This window comes from Laedolimicola intestinihominis (assembly GCF_040096155.1).
In the GTDB taxonomy this organism is placed as follows: domain Bacteria; phylum Bacillota; class Clostridia; order Lachnospirales; family Lachnospiraceae; genus Laedolimicola; species Laedolimicola intestinihominis.
The window spans coordinates 1-17,746 of sequence record NZ_JBBMFE010000005.1 but is presented as its reverse complement, the minus strand read 5'-3'; the positions used below and the strand labels follow the sequence as shown (position 1 = coordinate 17,746).

The window sequence follows — 17,746 nt, the reverse complement described above, 5'->3', positions numbered from 1 at the left end:
ATATGACGGATTCAGTTCATTCTTGCCACATAACTGCTCTATCTCTCATTAAAACAGCTTCGTACTCTCCAGCTTCTCTTCAAAATGCTCGTTCCACTTGATAATCGGCAGTCTCAAAACCAGTCCGAGAAGCAGTGACGGAATCAGGTACAGGAGCAGGGTACCCAACTGTTCCCAGTAGTAGTTGCCGTAGAAGCCTGCCACACACTCACGCATGGCATTCATGCTGTATACAAAAGGCAGGGCGCTGTACAGCTTCCGGAAGAAAGCCGGCGCCAGGTCGATGGGGAAGTTTCCGCCTGTTCCTGCCACCTGCAGAACCATCAGGATAACGCTGACTGCCTTTCCGATGTCGCCAAAGGAAATGCACAGGGTGTAAATCAGGTTTACATAAACCAGACTCGTCACCCAGCCTGCCAGCATGAAGAGCACCGGACTCTTACACTGGATTCCCAGGAAATACAGGTCGCCCAGGCAAATCAGAGTCGCCTGCAGAAGTCCCAGAATCAGGAACAGCAGGTATCTGCCCAGATATTTCTGATAATTCCTTACCTTTGTAAGACCGATAAGCTCTTTCTCCTTCACGCCTGCCTTCAGCATAGCCGCCATGACCACGCCGCCCACCCAGATGGCCAGGGTGGTGTAGAAGGGAGCCATGGCAGAGCCGTAGTTCTCCACCTCATAGACATGCTCTGTAGTCAGTTCCACCGGCGTGGAGATAAAGCTGCCCACCACATCCAGATCCTCATCCAGCAGAGAATCTATGGTGTCCAAGCTGTCACGATCCTTCTCGTTACGCAAGCGGTCAGCCAGATCGGTGAGATCCTCTGCGCCCTTATTCAGGATAACTCCGGAAGTCTTCAATGTCCGCTCCAGCTTTGCCAGATCCGACTCGGTAGAATCAGAAAGCTTGTAGACGCCATCCAATCCCTCGTCCATGGAATCCAGAAGAGAGGAAACCTTGGAATCCGCATTTCCTACGGAATCCGCCAGGTCGTCCAGAGCGCCTTTGACGTTGTCCTCGTAGTCTTTCTGGACGGTGGCTGCGCTATTCACCATTTTTGTCACCAAAGCGTCCAGCTCTTTCTGGGCAGCTGCCGCATCGGTGGTCATGCTGCCTACGGACGTGGATACCTGCGCAATCGCTGAGCGCAGACTCTTCATCAAAATAATGGTATTATTCAGGTCACCCGCCACTGCATTGAGACCCGCGTCGGTTCCTACCGCTGATACCAGGCTGTTGGCTGCATCCGTCAGCTTTGTGGCGGAATCACTGTAGGATGTAATCGACGCCTCCAGTTGTGCGTCCAGACCTGTCAACGTGTTCTTAAGCTGTGTCATGTCATTGGAGGCGGCTGCCGCCTGAATTCCCTGCTGCACAGCTGTCGCCATCTGCTTATACAGAGCAGCGCTGGATTTCAGCGCTTCGTTCAGTTGGTCTGTCGTTCCGTCCATGGCACTTTTCACATCGTTAATGCTTCCCTCGATATTGCCCAGGGAATCCAGATCGCCATCCGTGCGGTTCTGGGTGTCTTTCAGAAATGTGGATGTGGTACTCAGCATGGTCTGTGTCGCGGATGCCATACTCTCAAATGCATCCACGGTTCCTGCTGCCGCCACCAGATCCGCAGAAATATCGTCCAGATTGTCGATCAGGTTATCCACCAGATCCGACTGGTCCGCCTCATCAGCCACATTTACCACGGTTTTCATGGCTTCTAACGCCGCCTTGGAAATTGCCTTCACAAATTTCTCGCTGACCTCTCCCTGTACCGCGTCTGCCTTTTTCTCCGTCACGATGGAAGCAATGGCGTTCTTCTTACCATTCGCATAGTACAGAAGCTCCGGATTTTTCAGATTCTTATTCACCGAGAACAGCGTCATCATATCCTCGCTGAAGCTTTCCGGCACTACGATGGCCGCGTAATATTTCCCGGACTTGGTTCCCTCGACCGCTTCCTCGCTGTCCGTGAATACCCAGTCCATTTCGTCATTTTCATGGAAATAGGTCAGCACCCGATCGCCCAGATTGATATCCAGCGGCAGAAGTTCTCCCTGGTAGCCTGCATCATCGCTGGCCACCGCGATTTTAATATCTGAGGTATTTTCATACGGATCCCAGCTTCCGCCGATATTGAACCAGGCATACAGCGTGGGCACCACCAGAATACCCACCATGATAATCATGGCAATGGTATTTCCTTTTATTTTACGTATATCTCTCAAAAAAATCTGTATGATGTTTCTCATGCCTGCTCCTCCTTTAACGCTGCCAGAAGCTCTCCGTCAGAGAGACCCATCAGTTTCAGCTGCTTCTGCATCCGTTCATGGTGATATTCCAGCCAGATCAGATACATGGACAGGCCAATCAGTGCGCAGATCCACAGCACCAGGAATACCAGCTTGGATTCTACACTGAACATCAGTACCAGGAAAATCAACGGCACAATCGCCATAGCCAGAAAGCCGAAGCGTTTCCGTCTCTTATAGTTCTTCTCAAAGCGCCGCGCGCGTTCAGTATATTCCTCTCTTGCCTCGCTGTCGCTCTGAAGCGCCCTCGCCACCAGCTCCGGCGTCAGATCTGTCGTCTTATCATTTTCCTCATAGATAATCAGATCTGCCTCTGCCAGCTTCCGGTCAAACAGAGCGTTCAGATTCAGGAGCAATGGCCGCAGCACCAGTCCGATAAACAGGGAGAGCAGTAAGTATGCCGCCAGGATTCCGATATTTTTCAGCCAGGTATTATAATACATGCCACCGATGCACTCACGCATCGCTGTATTGCTGTAAGTGAAGGGCATCAGCCGGTAAATGGCTTTGTAGAAGCCACCCATCATTTCCACCGGGAAGGTTCCTGTGGAGCCCGGAATCTGGATGATAACCAGAAATACGAAGATGGCGCGGCCAATATGCTTAAATGCCGCCGTAATGGCGTAAATCAGGCTCAGATAAATAAGACCCGCTATGACTCCCGTCAGGATAAAAAGTCCCGGATGGACACACTGTACCTTTAAAAGATACAGATCGCCCAGACAGATAATCAGGGACTGTACCACCGACAGAATAATGAAAAGAATCTGGCGTCCGAAATAAGCCTGGTTCAGGGTGAACTTCTTCACCTTCTCGTCCTCATCCACCTCCTGTTTCAACAACGCAATCAGAACCATGCCGCCAACCCACAGGGCCAGATTGGTATAGAACGGGGTCATACCGGAGCCATAATCCTCTACCTCATAGAAGGTCGTTGTATTCAGCTCGATCGGTGAAGTCATAAATTTGGATACTGCGTCCGGATCCACATCCTGCAGATCCAGAATGTCCTTGTATGCGTCAGACGCCCGCAGTGTCTCCAGATCGTTCTGGATACCTGCCAGCCGCTCATCCAGGTTTGCCAGAGTATCGCCGGTCTTGCCCAGTGCCTCAGATCCCTCTGTCAGGCTTTTGCTCAGCTGATCCATAACGCCCTGCATCTGATCCGCCGTAGCGGAAGCATCCTCCAGGGCCGACTTCAGATCGCTGCTGACACCGGATACGGTATCCAATGCGGAATGAAGACCCGGCATCAGATTTCCATTCAGGCTGGAACGGAAATTGCGCAGGGTAGTTTTTCCCTGAGTCAGAATTGTATCCATCTGAGTCTTAGATGTACTGATAGTTGACATAATAGTCTGGAGTTTTCCGGTCTTGGAGTCCAGCTCGGTAAGCTGGGCCGCCATGGCGTCGCTCTTCGGAATCAGTTCATTCTGGAGAGTCGGAATCAGGACTTCAGAAATCGTGGTGATCGCATTATTTAGGGTATCGAGCTGTTTTTGACCCTCCTCCACCTGTTTAGATACTTCTTCTTTTTTCTTTTCGCCAGCTGCTTTTTTCGCTTCTACAACTGCTTTTTCGCCTTCCAACTGCTCCTTATATGCCTTCGTTGCTTCGTACTCCGGAGTTCCTTCTTCAAGGGTAGCCAACTGCTGCTCGCACGCTGCAATACCTGCTTCATATTGCTTCAGTCCGGCTTCCGCTTCTTCCAGCCCAGCTTCAATCTGTTGCAGTCCCGCTTTGCCGAGTGCAAGTTTATCCTCGCCTTTTTTCCTCAAACCCTGCATCTGCGTCAGAACGCCCTGCAGCTGTGTCACCGCGCTCTGTCCATCCTTGCTCATATTTTCCGCAAGGCTCTTACCGGTACTCACTGCCGTTACCGCCTGATTGGCTGTAGACTCCAGTCCGGCCAGTTTTACGGAAGCTGTGGTATAGACATTATTCAGATAAGTTTCCCCATCACTGAGGCTCTGATCAAACGTGCTTCCAAAGGCCCTTACATTCTTCCGGCTGCTTTTCAGCAGATCCTTCGCGTCCTGCAATGCGCTGCTTCCTGCATTCGCCGCTTTTACTGCTTTCGTCAGGGTCGTCTTGCCGTGCTGAATCTGCGTCGTCCCCTGGCTGATGGTTGACTGGAAATCCGCCAGCACCTGCCGGTACTCCCGGAAATTGTCTCTCGCATCGGAAATCATACAGAGAATATTGTCGTTGGTGGTCTCCAGATCATCCGCCAGAGATCCGCCCAGATCCTGCAGCTCCTCCGCAATAGCCTCGGAAGCTACCTTATAAAATTCTTCCTCAATCTTGCTCTGAATGGTGGTAGAACCTGTATTCGTAATCTTCGGCGCTACCGCGTTCCGCTTCTCATTTACATAATATGTGATCTCCGGACCTCCGAGGGTTCCGTCCTCAATCTGCAGCAGATCCGCGCTGAAGGTTTCCGGTATCACAATAGCAGCGTAATATTTTCCCGATTTTACGCCATCTACCGCATCCTCCTCGTCTGTAAATACCCAACCCAGATCGTCATTCTCTTCCATCTGGTCAAGTATCTGCTGCCCCGCGTCCAGGGTTCGCTTTTTGTTCTCGGCCCCCACGTCATTGTTGGCTACGGCCACCTTGATGTTGGCTGTGTTGCCGTACGGGTCGCGGTTCGCTGCAATATTAAACCACGCATACAGCGCCGGAATGATGCACATTCCCACGGCCACAATGATCGCCGCCGGTGATTTCACCAGCCGAGAAATATCTCTTTTGAAAATCTCCATCACTTTCTTCATCGAAATCCTCTTCCTCCTCCGAATATATGTTTTTCAATACGAATACTCGTTGATCTTTCCCTAAAAAATATATTATAATGTAAAAATAACAAAGAGCAATGACCAGTATGTTTCGTTTCGTAACATACTACACATCTGAGAATAAAGTGAGTACATAGAAATGGATAAAAGAGTAAGTAAAACACGAGACGCTATCATCGACGCCTATCTGGAACTGATTTATGAGAAAAAAGATCAAAAGATTACAATTTCAGAACTGGCCCACCGGGCTAATATCGCCCGCAAGACCTTTTACCTCCACTATGAAACCCTGGAGGATATCATGCGGGACGCCGCCCACCGAAAGATAGACGAGCTTCTTCATCTTCTCGAAAAAAAAAGATTCTTTTCCAACCCCTTCGAGGTAGACGTATTATTCCAATGTCTGAATCAGCTCATGGAACCGGATATCGAATTTTACCGTTTTATTTCCAGGGAAAATCCCTACGCGTTTTTCTGGTCGGAAGTGAAGCGTATCATTATCGAAACCACGGTGGAAGTCTATCAGGATAAGGTAGATTTCCCGGCGCAGGAGCTGCGGCTTTACGCAGAATATTTTGTATCCGGCGTCATCGCCGTCTATGTGGCCTGGCTGCGCGGAGAGTTGACGCTGCCGCTCAGTGAACTGGCGCGTATCTCCGGGGAAGCTACTTCACACGGAATTCGGAAACCTGAAAAGCCTAAGGAATGATAATCTGATGAAAAAAGACAGGGAAACGTGTTCTTACAAGCAAGCTTGATGATCACGCTTCTCTGTCTTTTTTACGTCGTTCTGGTTTTTTAGTTCACGTATTTCAAAATCGTATCCCAGATATCCTGCCGCTCGAATCCGAGCTTCCATGCAGAAATACCTGCCAGATTATATTCTTTAATCAACGCCGCCTTCAGCGCGATGGATTCCTCTTCTTCCAGCCAAACCTTATAGGTCTTGCCGTCCGCCACATACTCGGCGTAATACTGACCCGTGGTCTCGTCCCAGGTCTTTTCCGCGCCGTTAGTGGCCAGAATCTTGTCGATGGTGTCCATGCCGTAGGCCTTGCTGCTGACTACATTTGGTACGTAATCATCCGTATCGGACTCCTGCGCCAGCTCCTCAGCAGTCTTAGGTCTCTCCTCCCAGAGTCTGGTGTAAAACGGTACTGCGTTGATAACCTTCTCCGCCGGGACCTCCTTCAGGGTCTCCTCGATGCCTTCGCGCACCCAGTTAATGCTTGCCACGCTGCCGGCCTCCTCAGAGCCTGCGTAATGCTCGTCATAACCCATGATAATCAGGTAATCAGCCACCACACCCTGCTCCTCGCGGTTATAGAAGCGATTATGATCCGCCGGACGGTAATTGTCTACGGAAAGAATGATGCCGTTCAGGCGGCACATGATGGACAGCTCCCGCAGGAACTCCACGTAACCCTTAGCGGAATCTTCATTGATATACTCAAAGTCTATATTGATACCGTCCAGATCAAACTCGATGGCCTTGGCAATCAGGTTGCTGACCAGCCGCTGTCTGGATGAGGTCCGGGACAGGATTTCGTAATCGGTAATGGTGTCCTTGTGGGTGATATCCTCCACCAGCGCCCACACCTCGATGTTGTTCTGGTGACAGTAGTTTACATAAGTCTGGCTTGCCAGAGAATCAATGTTGCCGTCGTCGTCCTTCAGGAAGAACCAGGTGGGGGAAATGGTGGTCAGCCCCTTTGTATTCGCGATAGTCTCCAGCACCTTGCTGTTGGCGTCCCCATTGGTCACCTGATGCCATGCCATATTAATGATGTAGTCTTTGCTGATATTCGTGTACTCAGGCTCTGTGTAATTGGACTCTGTAGTCTCCTCGCCCTTCTGACCCAGATATTTATTGCGGATGTAACCGATAAAGCCGTTGGACGTACGAACCTTCGTCCAGTCGCCCACGTCCTCGGTCTCCTCCAGCACGTACAGGGTATCGCCCTTGGACACATCCGTCAGAATCGGGCTCTTAATGCCTGCGCGGTAGCGGACATTTCCGTTCTTCTTCACGGTCACGGTCTCTGCCGTACCGAATTCCGTTTTGATATTGACGCGGTTCACCTCGTCGGTCATCAGCTCATATGTAAGGCCTGTATATTTCTGAATATATTTCAAAGCCACATAAGCCGTATCGCCGTCCACCTTCACCGGTGTGTAATCCTCCATGCAGGACTGCTTCGCTACCGTGTAGGTATTACTTCCCACAGACGCGGTAATCAGCTCCGTCGGCGTCGTATACAGCAGCAGATTTTCCTGGGAATCCCAGTAGAAACGGGAATTCAGGTAATCGTACAGGGTATCGGTGGTCACATAGGGCTCACCGTCGATGATTCTGGCTTTAAAATCCATCATCTGATCATTTAAAATCACTGCCGCCTCATCGCTGGCTGTCACCTCGAAATAGGTATTCCAGCTCATGCGTTCCTTGGAGGGGCTATATTTTTCATACAGGAAAGCAAACATTACGCCTGCCAGAATCAGTACAATCAGTACAAATACCGCCAGCATCGGCGCTGCTTTTCTTCTTCCCCGGGATCTTCTTCGTCTTCTTCGTTTTGTCGTTGCCATGGCAGAAACCTCCTATCGGGTCTATCATAACAGAAATTCACCGCCGCGTCACCCATTTTCGACAGCTTTCCGTCATTTTTTACAGCGGATAAGGCTCGCGGCCCGCTCTGTAGGCTCGGAGGGGACCTCGCCTGTTTTTCACCCGCGGCCCGCAGCCGTCCGCTCCCCAAAAGGAGATCGTGATATATTATCCCGGAAAATGCCGCCTGATACTCTCTCTGAAACCTTTTTATCTGTCAATCGTGGAAATCGCGCCGAACTGGCACCTGAGAAATAAAAGCCTGGCTTACTTAAGACTTCTGTAAAAATTATGTTCTTCGCTGCCTCCCTTCCCCGGGCGGCTTTTCCGGATTCATTATACCCTGTCTTTTTCCGGAAATGCAAGCAAATTGGAAAATTTATGAAATTTTTATAGAAAACCAGTTTTTTTCATATTTTCAGCGCAGATTCAATATTGTATCTCCCAGTCATTTTGTATATAATAGAATTGAAACCTTTTTAAGCTATATATAAATTGGATGTGAGGATATATGAAGATAGAAAAGATAAACGATAACCAGATACGCTGCACCCTGACCAGAGACGATCTGAATAACCGTCAGCTAAAGCTCAGTGAACTGGCCTACGGTACAGAAAAGGCCAAGGAGCTGTTCCGGGAAATGATGCAGCAGGCAGCCATCGAATTTGGTTTTGAGGCTGACAATATTCCGCTGATGATCGAAGCGATTCCCATGCCCAACGAATGCATCGTCCTGATTATCACCAAGGTCGAGGATCCGGAAGAGCTGGACACCCGCTTCGCCAAATTCGCACCAGGCGGCGACAGCCCCATGCCCGAAGACGCGAACGATCTGAGCGGTATCCTTCCGGAAGGCGCCGACAATGTCCTGGATATGTTCAAGAAGCTTATTGAAAAGAAACTCCAGGACTCTACCGCTTCCAGCAAGGAAGAAAAAGCAGAACAGGCCGTCTCTCTCGCTTCCGAGATTGACCTGACCCGCCTGTATTCCTTCCAGGATCTGGACACAGTCATCGATGCGGCCCATGTGCTTCAGGGCTTCTACCAGGGTCAGAACTCCCTGTACCGTCTGAAAAAGGATGGCGACTACTGCCTGATTATCCACAAGAGCAGCCACACGCCGGAGGAATTCAACAAGATTTCCAACATTCTCTCCGAGTACGGCAGCAACGAGAAATACTCTTCCGCAGCCGAGGCCTATATGACCGAGCATGAGGATCTGATGATTGCAGGTGAGGCGCTGCAGAAGCTGGCCGGACTGTAAAAGATTTTTTATAAAATGAAACGCAGAAAAGGAATCCCGTAAAAAGGATTCCTTTTTATTGCATCATATTAATCTGTCGCAAAAGGCTCGAACAGATGCTTCTCCTGCTCCCGGCTCCGAAGAAGCTTCTCTATAGTTCAAAAAAGAGCTTAAAACCTGTAAATACAGACTTTAAACTCTTCTATGAGAGGCGACAACCAGATTTGAACTGGTGATCAGGGTGTTGCAGACCCACGCCTTACCACTTGGCTATGTCGCCATCAACTCTTGTATTATATCATATCGGAAATAATTCGTCAAGATATAAATGACTCCTACGGGAATCGAACCCGTGTTACCGCCGTGAAAGGGCGATGTCTTAACCGCTTGACCAAGGAGCCTTATTTATCTGCCCCTTTGGATGGGCGTTAGCTCGGTTTCTTTTGCCGTGCCCGATTATCTTACCATAGTTTCGTTGGATTTGCAAGAGTTTTTTCCCTTTTTTTATCTCCGAATTTATTTTCCAATTTCTTCCTGTTTGTTTTTTTGCCAGCGCAGAAGGGTGTCACAAAAGAGGGTAAATGTTTCCTCTTATTTTATTGTTTGCGACACCCCATGCAGCAGAAAATCCTATTTCCCGGTATTCACCACGTTGATCGGTTTTCCTTCCAGATAAGCCTTTACATTATTTACGGCACAGTCCATAATTCTCTGCCGTGCCTCCTTGGTCGCCCAGGCGATATGGGGTGTAATAAAACAGTTTCTGGCCCCGAGAAGCGGATTGTCACCCTTGATAGGCTCGGCACTTACCACATCTACACCAGCCGCCCTTACCCTGCCACTGTTCAGGGCATCTGCCAGATCCTGCTCCACGATCAGCGGGCCGCGGCCATTGTTCAGGATAATCACTCCATCCTTCATCTTTCCTATCGTTTCCCGGTTAATGATTCCTTCTGTCTCCGGGAACAGGGGGCAATGCAGGGAAATGACATCGGACTTGGCCAGCAAGGTATCCAGGTTTACATAATCCGCAATTTCTCTGCCACTTTCATATTCATGGGGTGAACACGCCAGCACATTCATGCCGAAGGCCTTCGCAATCCTTCCCACCTTCTGACCGATTCTTCCAAAGCCGATAATTCCCATGGTTTTGCCTGCCAGCTCAATCTGAGGATAATCACAGAAGCAGAAATCCGGACACGTCTCCCAGCGGCCCTCATGAACTGCCTCGGAATGATGGGCCACATGATGGCAAATCTCCAGCAGCAGTGCAAAGGTAAACTGAGCCACCGTATCCGTGCCATACCCCGGCACATTCGTGACCGGAATTCCCTTTTCTCCTGCATAGACATAGTCTACCACATTGTAGCCGGTAGCCAGTACGCCGATATAACGGATAGAAGGACAACGGTCCAGCACGTTTCTGGTAATCGGTGTCTTATTGGTAATGACAATCTCCGCATCACCGATACGGGCAATCGCTTCTTCCTCGTCAGTCAGAGAGCTTCGATCGTATACCGTAAAGTCCCCCAGATTTTCCAATTCTTCCCAGTTCAGATCACCGGGGTTTTCTGTATAGCCATCTAATACTACGATTTTCACAGGTTTTCTCCTTTCGTCTGCTTCAACATTATATCATACTTCCCCTCCGCCCCGAAACTGTATTTTGGGCCGGCAATTCTGTCTTGCCACCTGTCCTGCCAGGTGCTACAATAAAGTCAGTTTGTAATGAAATTTATTATTTACATGGATTTTTATATGGAAGGAGATTCACGGTATCATGACAACCGCACAGCGCAGAACGGAAATTTTACAGATTTTGAAGAAGGCAGCTGCCCCGGTGGCCGCCAAGGAGCTGGCTGCACGCTTCGGGGTAAGCCGGCAGGTGATTGTGCAGGATATGGCCGTGATACGTGTCTCCACGCCCTGTATTCTGTCCACCACCCGGGGCTATGTCCTTCAGCAGGACAACGGCAGCTCCCGGGAATTCAAGGTCTGCCACGCACCGGAGCAGATAGAAGATGAAATGAATCTCATCGTAGACTGTGGCGGCCATATCAAAAATATCAGCATCAGTCATCGTCTCTACGGACGCATTTCCGCCGATATGGATGTGCGCTCCCGGCAGGATGTACGGGAATTCGTCGAAACTCTGAAAAACAGCAGCTCCAGCGTCTTAAGCAATGCCACCTCTGGCTACCACTATCACCTGGTGGCTGCCGACACCCCGGAGCGGCTGGATATGATTCAGCAGAAGCTTCGGGAAGCCGGTTTCCTGGCACCCTTACAGCCCTGGGAGCAGGAGGGATAAATTTATAAATATTATAAGTATAACACAGAAGCTATTTATCAAATTCTCTTGCAGATCTCTATCAGACTTGCAATTTCATCATCACTGTAGCAGATCCCAAATGCCTGTTCCAGCGGTTTCAGGTTCTCGACCATCTCTGTATACAGCTTCTTATTTCCGCTGATGATTTGATTTTTTCTGGAATTTGTTCCAATCACCTCTCCTGCCTTCAGCCTGCTGACGGAACAGGCCAGATGCATAAACATTCCCAACTCCTGATCCTCATTCAGTCCTCCCGCACTCTTTTTGATTCTCGCCACGACTCTGGGCAGATGGCGCTTCAGTCTGTTAATATCCAGATCCGGAAGACTCTCCTGCAAATATTCGTAGATTGCCTCATAATCTACCGGAGCCGATAATTCCGTTTCCGGAAGAGACAGCAGTAATGACAGCTTTTCTATCGGGGTTTCAAACAGCTTCGCCACAGATATAAAGGGAATGTTATAGATCCCCGGATCGTAAGTTCCAATCATACAGACAATTTCATGTTCCTTCAGAATTGCATTAATCTTCCCGAGCAGGAATTTCTGATCACTGATCGCCAGTGGAATGATCTGAATGTCCTGCAGTTCCGCATTTTTTTCAATATACTTTTTTATCTGCACCGCTCCCCCCTGTCCTGTCATGCAGAGGGTCAGAATCACCTTATCCTGTTCCAATTTCCGATAACTCTCCCGCATAAAGGGCAGGGTATTCTGACAGCTCTCAAGGACTCCCCGGTAAGCCTCTTCCAGATCTGTGTTCATTCCGGCTTTCTGCGAACACTCCAATGCCACCAATGTAAACGGAACCTCGATACAACGAATCGGAATTCCTGTATTCTGCATAGCCAGCCCTGCAATGGTTTTAATAGACCCTGTATCATGCAGCAGCAAAATCCCATTTCCCCCGTGAATTTCCTGGATTTTCTTCACAAACAGATGATAGGCCTGCTCTGTTGACATATCCAGTGGAAAATCAAAGGCATAGGTATTCCTGTTTACCGACAAAGCATTGACTACACTGCAGATGGATGAGGCCGCACTGCTTCCGTGCATGGCAATCAATACAACGGGCCTTTTTTTCTCCTGCTCTTCCCTATCCTTGGTGCTTAGAAACATGGTCAGGATTACCGTTTCTTCTATCGGCACCGATACCTGAAATTCTTTTTCAATTTTTTCTGCAAATTCCAGGCATAGTCGATATTCATCCTTGTATCCTTCCATCGTTTCCACCAGAGTTTCCTCTGAAATTCTCCTAGGATCTCCGGTCTTCTCCAGAAACGCTGACAGATGCAGACAAATGCCATAAAATGTTGCATCCGGATAGGCTTTACCTGTTTTGCCTCCCGCATACATCAGAAATTGATCTACCATGGAAGTGATTCGTGAATCAACAATTTTAGCAAGGGATTCTCTGTCCAGTTTCTTTTCCCCATAGATGCTTTGCAGTTCCTTCAGGGTATCCGTGAGCTCATCATTGATGAGCTCATTAATTTCTTCCTCTTCCATTCCCTGCTTCCGCAATTCCTTTTCTTTCTTCTCAATCAGGGTATAGATATTTTTTTCTTCCTTCCCCTTGACAGCTGCAAGACGGTTAAGCGCTGTCGCGGAATAAGCATAGGAATAGTCCCGTGGAATAATTTCTTCTATCTGCTCATGAAATTGTTTCCATTTCAGCAGGCCATTTCTTATCTGTATGGGAAAATCATAAATATATGCATGCAGCTCCTGCACGCTTGACTGAAATTCCCGCACATAGGCATTGGCACAGCCCACCCGGATATCATTGCCCAACTGCCGGAGCTCTCCTGCACAAGGGTACAGCATCAGACAATACAGAAGCTCCGAATTCAGCTTTATCGTTCTGCCCATTTTTTCTGCTTCTTCCATGAAAAAGCTGCTGATAAGCTGAAATCTTTCCCGAAATCCTCTCTCAGCCAATCTGGGAATCCCTATCTGCACTGGGAACCATTCTGTGACAATCTCCGGAAGCTCTGTCGGATTTTCCACATCTGCTGCGCAGACTATCATACATTCTGCCATCTGCTCCTTTTCCTGAAAATACCGGAAAATGGCCACCTGATGGTTGTGGTTTAATACCTGTAAATGATTCAGGAGCAAATGCTTTCCGCTGCTGGTCTCCAGTTCCTGCAAAAGCCCTGTTTCGTTTTCTCTGTAATATTGACAGTTGATTTCCTTCCACTTTATGTCCGCAGAAAATCTTTTTATTTCTTCGCAAAATGCGAAAATTTCTTTTCCAAAGCTTGTTTTCCCGGTTCCTGCTACTCCCGTCAGCAAAATATGCAGCGGTCTTTCCGGATACAGTACAGCGGCCTTCGCCAGCTGAACTGCGTTCTTCAGGCTCCCGTCTTTTCCCACCAAAGCACGAAAGGACAGATGCTCATCCTGAGCATCTGCCGTTTTCAGACGGTAATATACCGGCCGGGTTCCACTTTTTTTCAGAAGTCCTTCCTCAGTCATACGATTCAGCTGGGTAGAAATATTGCAGCGCTTCATTCCCAATGCCTCTTCCATTTCCTGAGTCGTACTTCCCCTATAATTTTCTTTATGTTCCCGCTCTGTCTTTTCCAGATATTCGAGAATTCTATCACGGTTTGTCCTCATAAGCCCTCCCCGCCGGTTTTCCTGTCATTCCAAATCTTCTCCGTTGGATGCAATTACCTTTTTGTACCAGTAAAATGATTTTTTCCGATATCTTTTATAGGTTCCTTTTCCTTCATCATCCACATCTACATAGACAAACCCATATCGTTTGCTCATCTGCCCTGAGCCTGCACTGACAAGATCCAGGCAGCCCCAGCTGGTATACCCAAGCAGCTCCACGCCATCCAGCAGCACTGCTTCTTTCAGTGCTTTGATATGCTCCCGGTAATAATCAATATGATAATCATCCTCTACCGTATCATTCTTCAGCTCATCTGCTGCCGCAGTCCCGTTTTCTACAATAAACAGCGGCTTTTGGTAACGATCATACAAAGCATTCAGCGTAATGCGAAGCCCCATCGGATCATCCTGGCGCTTATATTTGATAGGACCCAGATAGGGATTTGTCAGAGTAGCCAACGGATTCCCCGCCAACTCTGCATTAACCCTTTCATCTGCGGATACCACATGTGTAGCATAATAGGAAAATGACAGAAAATCAACCGTATTTTCTTTTAAAATTTCTTTATCATTTTCCACAAAAGGAAGCCGGATTCCTTTTCTTTCCAGTTCTTTCAGGCCATAGGAAGGGTACTCTCCTCTCGCCTGCACATCTGTGAAAAAGTACAGTTTGCGGTTATTGGTCATCGCCTGGAACACATCTTTGGGAGCACAGGTATAAGGATACCATTCTCCAGCGCACACCATATTTCCAATTTTATTTTCCGGATCAATCTCATGTCCTATCTTTACCGCCCAGGCGCTTGCCACCAAAATATGATGCGCAGCCCGATACAACTGGGTGTCTCTGTCTTCCGCGGGATCCAGCACCACTCCGGCCGCCACATAAGGAAGAACCAGTGTACAATTGACTTCGTTAAAGGTCAGCCAGTAATGAACCAAACCTTTATAACGCTCAAACAGCACGGTTACATAATGCTTATAGAATTCAATCAGCCTGCGGTTTTTGAAACCTCCATATTCTGTAACCAAATGCAGCGGATAATCATAATGGCAGATAGTAACTAAGGGTTCTATTCCATATTTTTTCAATTCCAAGAAAATATCCTCATAGAACTTCAAGCCCTCTTCGTTTGGTTCTGTCTCATCTCCATTAGGGAAAATGCGGGACCAGCTGATAGACATTCGGAATACTTTAAATCCCATTTCTCCCATCAGACGGATATCCTCTTTATAATGATGATAAAAATCAATACCGGTCAGTGCCGGATAATTCCGGCCATCTTTAAAGGAAAGATCGGATATCTCCCCAAACATATAGGCAAATCTGTCTGTTCCCTGGGGAACTACATCCATGCTGGCCAGTCCCCGTCCACCTTCCCGGTATCCTCCTTCTATCTGGTTCGCTGCAGTGGCGCCACCCCACAAAAATGTGTCCGGAAGTCTGTTCATGCAGCTGCCTCCTTCTCTGCCTGCTCCTGTCTGTAAAGCTGATTGTCATAGGTCTTGAAAAACGGATACCAGATTACCATTGTTAAAGGAATCATCAATGCCACAAAAACAAGAACTCTCCAGTCCAGACAACAGATAAAGATGCTTAAAAAGATGGGATAGGTTCCGCTAATCAGCAGATACGGTGCCGTCACCAGACCCGCTGTGCACACCAGCCAGTACAGAATCGCTACCACCAGGCTGCCACATATGAATGGGATCATCAGAATCGGGTTAAACATAATCGGTGCACCGAAAATGGCCGGCTCAGAAAGCCGGAAAAAGCTCGGCACAATTGTCGCCTTTCCAAATGCTTTCATCTGCTCTGACTTTGCCTTCAGACTAAGTACACATAATCCAAAGGTATTTCCAGTTCCTCCCAAAAAAGTAATGGCAAGAGTCATAAAAATTGGATGGAACACCGGCTGTGCTCCCGCTGCGAAAAGCTCCGCATTGGACGCAAAAGCAGCCATGGTAATCGGGCTTGTTACGGCCATGGTAACCATCTGTCCATGTACTCCACAGCACCAAAGCACCAGAATAAACAGGCAGAGGAATATCGCTCCCGGAACCGAATTTACTACTCCGACCGGCTTCGCCAGAATCGCCTCAATGCAGGAGGAATACTGCGTCCCGGCATCCATACTCCAATCAGCTGATTTAACAGAAAGAACAGGGTAATATTAATTCCCATGGGGATAATCGTAGCAAAGGATTCCGTCAGAACCGGCGGACACACCTCCGGAAGCCGGATAGTAATATGATGTTCCTGACAAAACCGGGTAATCTCTGTTGTCAGCAGACCAATGACAATTGCCGTAAACATACCCTGGGCTCCAAGATATTTGGAATTTATCATCAACGACGTAGTTCCATCTGCAAGGGCCACATAGCCTGCCGGAGCTGCCACAATAAAAAAGGTAATCATTGCAGTCATTCCATTTACGGCCTCTTTCATCCCGTAGGACTTTGCCAGGTTATACCCGATGAAAAATGCAACTGCAAGAGACAGCAGACCCATCGTCATGTTATAGGGAATCAAAATAGTCATTTTATTGGCTGTAGCAAAATGAAACCAGCCTGAAAAAAGTCCCCAAAAGCCACCCTGAGAAATCATTTCTTCTGTCACTGGCGGATTTGCTATCAGCATAAATACCGCACCTACAAATATCATCGGAAGGATGCTCATAAATGCTTTCTGCATTGCTGCCAGATGTCTCTCACTCCCCAGGAAATTTGCCAGCGGCGTCATTTTTTCCTCGATCCATTTCATAACCTTGTTCATCTTACTTACCCCCGTTAATCAGCTGTTTTACCATTTTCATAATGTTGTCCACGCGTCCCAGTGCATAATCCTGAGGCGGAATGGTTGCCACCGGGCGATCACTTGCTATCTTCTGAACCTCCTTCAGCTTATAAGCCATCTGCGGTCCAATCAGAAGACAGTCATAATCCTGATAGATTCCTGCACATTCATCTACCGGTACAGCCCTTACCTCCAGCTCTTCTCCGTTTTTTTTGCCCCAATCGTTCATCTTGTTCATCAGGATTCCTGTGGATAATCCATTTGCGCACATCAATAAAATTTTCATATTATTTCTCCCTGCCTGCCTTGTCTCTGTGTAATACAATAAGCTCCTGAATCAGCTCAATCGCCAGCATGCTCGTCATCAGGTGATCCTGTGCATGTACCAACAGAATTCCCATCTCAATCTTCTGACCACTTGCCTCTGCAGCTAATAAGTCCGTCTGGGCATTGTGAGCTTTTGTATTTTCCTTTTTACTTTCTGCAAGTAATCTGTCTGCTTCTGCAAAGTCTCCTTCCTTTGCCTTCTCCAAGGCCTGGAATGCCATGCTTCGTGCATTTCCAGAATAACTGATCAATTCCATTGCAGTTGTTTCATAGTCCATATTTCAAACCTCCTGTTACTGTTTTAAGAAGCACTTCTTTTCCTGATTTCAGGTTTTTCCTTACAAAATGCATTGTAATAAAGTTTTTTGTCAGCGTCAACAGACGCAAACGCTGTCCAACATTCCTCTGTTTAAACACTATTTTTCAAAAGTAAACAGTACCTTTCAGTCCTGATTTTATTGCGTGGTTTACCCGCTGTCATATTCTTATTCTAAATACAAATGACTCTTGTCAGCACCTTAAAATATATGTGAGAATCTGTTTGAAATTAAACACTGTGAAACACTAAGATTTTTGAAAATATTATTTGATTTTTTATGAAAGAATTTTTTAAAAAAGACCTGCAAGCAACGCTTACAGGTCTTATCAGCTCCCCGAGTAGGGCTCGAACCTACGACATTTCGGTTAACAGCCGAACGCTCTAC

At 47.9% G+C, this 17,746-nt stretch carries 13 protein-coding genes and 2 tRNA genes; 3 read left to right on the top strand and 12 right to left on the bottom strand.

From position 1 onward, the window contains the following. Window positions 1-48: 48 nt before the first annotated feature. Entirely contained in the window at window positions 49-2,250 is a 2,202-nt protein-coding gene (locus WMO29_RS06975) for a YhgE/Pip domain-containing protein (RefSeq protein ID WP_349164314.1), read from the bottom strand. After that, on the bottom strand, window positions 2,247-5,090 hold the full coding sequence (locus tag WMO29_RS06970) for a YhgE/Pip family protein (RefSeq protein ID WP_349164313.1): 2,844 nt from the start codon (window positions 5,088-5,090) through the stop codon (window positions 2,247-2,249). Before WMO29_RS06970 ends, WMO29_RS06975 begins: the two co-directional genes overlap by 4 nt. Window positions 5,091-5,250: 160 nt before the next feature. Here WMO29_RS06970 and WMO29_RS06965 point away from each other — a divergent pair, with 160 nt between their 5' ends. Further along, complete coding sequence (locus WMO29_RS06965) at window positions 5,251-5,820, top strand: TetR/AcrR family transcriptional regulator (protein WP_349164312.1); 570 nt, start codon at window positions 5,251-5,253, stop codon at window positions 5,818-5,820. Window positions 5,821-5,909: 89 nt separating this feature from the next. On the opposite strand, the gene WMO29_RS06960 is transcribed toward WMO29_RS06965, so the two are convergent. After that, the gene (locus tag WMO29_RS06960) at window positions 5,910-7,700 is read right to left on the bottom strand and encodes a glycosyl hydrolase family 18 protein (protein ID WP_349164311.1); all 1,791 of its coding nucleotides are present in this window, start codon (window positions 7,698-7,700) and stop codon (window positions 5,910-5,912) included. Window positions 7,701-8,230: 530 nt separating this feature from the next. Between WMO29_RS06960 and WMO29_RS06955 the strand changes: the two genes are divergently transcribed. Next, complete coding sequence (locus WMO29_RS06955; RefSeq protein ID WP_178038512.1) at window positions 8,231-8,983, top strand: adaptor protein MecA; 753 nt, start codon at window positions 8,231-8,233, stop codon at window positions 8,981-8,983. Between the two features lie 188 nt (window positions 8,984-9,171). Here WMO29_RS06955 and WMO29_RS06950 read toward each other — a convergent pair. The 3 genes from WMO29_RS06950 to WMO29_RS06940 all read right to left on the bottom strand — a co-directional run bounded on the left by WMO29_RS06950 (window position 9,172) and on the right by WMO29_RS06940 (window position 10,564). Continuing rightward, window positions 9,172-9,242, bottom strand: a tRNA-Cys gene (locus tag WMO29_RS06950). Between the two features lie 49 nt (window positions 9,243-9,291). Further along, window positions 9,292-9,363, bottom strand: a tRNA-Glu gene (locus WMO29_RS06945). A gap of 229 nt (window positions 9,364-9,592) precedes the next feature. Continuing rightward, window positions 9,593-10,564 (bottom strand): D-2-hydroxyacid dehydrogenase, encoded by a 972-nt coding sequence (locus tag WMO29_RS06940; protein ID WP_349164310.1) that lies wholly within the window; start codon window positions 10,562-10,564, stop codon window positions 9,593-9,595. Window positions 10,565-10,742: 178 nt separating this feature from the next. Here WMO29_RS06940 and WMO29_RS06935 point away from each other — a divergent pair, with 178 nt between their 5' ends. Next, on the top strand, window positions 10,743-11,273 hold the full coding sequence (locus WMO29_RS06935) for a 3H domain-containing protein (RefSeq protein ID WP_349164309.1): 531 nt from the start codon (window positions 10,743-10,745) through the stop codon (window positions 11,271-11,273). 38 nt (window positions 11,274-11,311) lie between these two features. On the opposite strand, the gene WMO29_RS06930 is transcribed toward WMO29_RS06935, so the two are convergent. The 6 genes from WMO29_RS06930 to WMO29_RS06905 are packed head-to-tail and all read right to left on the bottom strand — an operon-like array spanning window position 11,312 to window position 17,320. After that, entirely contained in the window at window positions 11,312-13,918 is a 2,607-nt protein-coding gene (locus WMO29_RS06930) for a PRD domain-containing protein (protein ID WP_349164308.1), read from the bottom strand. A 24-nt stretch (window positions 13,919-13,942) separates the two neighbouring features. Next, window positions 13,943-15,370, bottom strand: coding sequence for a 6-phospho-beta-glucosidase (locus WMO29_RS06925; RefSeq protein WP_349164307.1), 1,428 nt, complete (start codon window positions 15,368-15,370; stop codon window positions 13,943-13,945). Next, the gene (locus tag WMO29_RS06920; RefSeq protein WP_349164306.1) at window positions 15,367-16,053 is read right to left on the bottom strand and encodes a PTS transporter subunit EIIC; all 687 of its coding nucleotides are present in this window, start codon (window positions 16,051-16,053) and stop codon (window positions 15,367-15,369) included. Before WMO29_RS06920 ends, WMO29_RS06925 begins: the two co-directional genes overlap by 4 nt. Continuing rightward, on the bottom strand, window positions 15,990-16,694 hold the full coding sequence (locus tag WMO29_RS06915) for a PTS transporter subunit EIIC (RefSeq protein ID WP_349164305.1): 705 nt from the start codon (window positions 16,692-16,694) through the stop codon (window positions 15,990-15,992). The genes WMO29_RS06920 and WMO29_RS06915 overlap by 64 nt, the downstream gene beginning before the upstream one ends. A gap of 1 nt (window position 16,695) precedes the next feature. Next, window positions 16,696-17,001 (bottom strand): PTS sugar transporter subunit IIB, encoded by a 306-nt coding sequence (locus tag WMO29_RS06910; protein WP_349164304.1) that lies wholly within the window; start codon window positions 16,999-17,001, stop codon window positions 16,696-16,698. A 1-nt stretch (window position 17,002) separates the two neighbouring features. Further along, entirely contained in the window at window positions 17,003-17,320 is a 318-nt protein-coding gene (locus WMO29_RS06905) for a PTS lactose/cellobiose transporter subunit IIA (RefSeq protein WP_349164303.1), read from the bottom strand. Window positions 17,321-17,746: the final 426 nt, after the last annotated feature.

Coding starts and splice junctions, on each gene's coding strand:
- WMO29_RS06975 (WP_349164314.1), bottom strand. CDS start 2,250: ATGAGAAACATCATACAGATTTTTTTGAGAGATATACGTAAAATAAAA.
- WMO29_RS06970 (WP_349164313.1), bottom strand. CDS start 5,090: ATGAAGAAAGTGATGGAGATTTTCAAAAGAGATATTTCTCGGCTGGTG.
- WMO29_RS06965 (WP_349164312.1), top strand. CDS start 5,251: ATGGATAAAAGAGTAAGTAAAACACGAGACGCTATCATCGACGCCTAT.
- WMO29_RS06960 (WP_349164311.1), bottom strand. CDS start 7,700: ATGGCAACGACAAAACGAAGAAGACGAAGAAGATCCCGGGGAAGAAGA.
- WMO29_RS06955 (WP_178038512.1), top strand. CDS start 8,231: ATGAAGATAGAAAAGATAAACGATAACCAGATACGCTGCACCCTGACC.
- WMO29_RS06935 (WP_349164309.1), top strand. CDS start 10,743: ATGACAACCGCACAGCGCAGAACGGAAATTTTACAGATTTTGAAGAAG.
- WMO29_RS06930 (WP_349164308.1), bottom strand. CDS start 13,918: ATGAGGACAAACCGTGATAGAATTCTCGAATATCTGGAAAAGACAGAG.
- WMO29_RS06925 (WP_349164307.1), bottom strand. CDS start 15,370: ATGAACAGACTTCCGGACACATTTTTGTGGGGTGGCGCCACTGCAGCG.
- WMO29_RS06920 (WP_349164306.1), bottom strand. CDS start 16,053: ATGGATGCCGGGACGCAGTATTCCTCCTGCATTGAGGCGATTCTGGCG.
- WMO29_RS06915 (WP_349164305.1), bottom strand. CDS start 16,694: ATGAACAAGGTTATGAAATGGATCGAGGAAAAAATGACGCCGCTGGCA.
- WMO29_RS06910 (WP_349164304.1), bottom strand. CDS start 17,001: ATGAAAATTTTATTGATGTGCGCAAATGGATTATCCACAGGAATCCTG.
- WMO29_RS06905 (WP_349164303.1), bottom strand. CDS start 17,320: ATGGACTATGAAACAACTGCAATGGAATTGATCAGTTATTCTGGAAAT.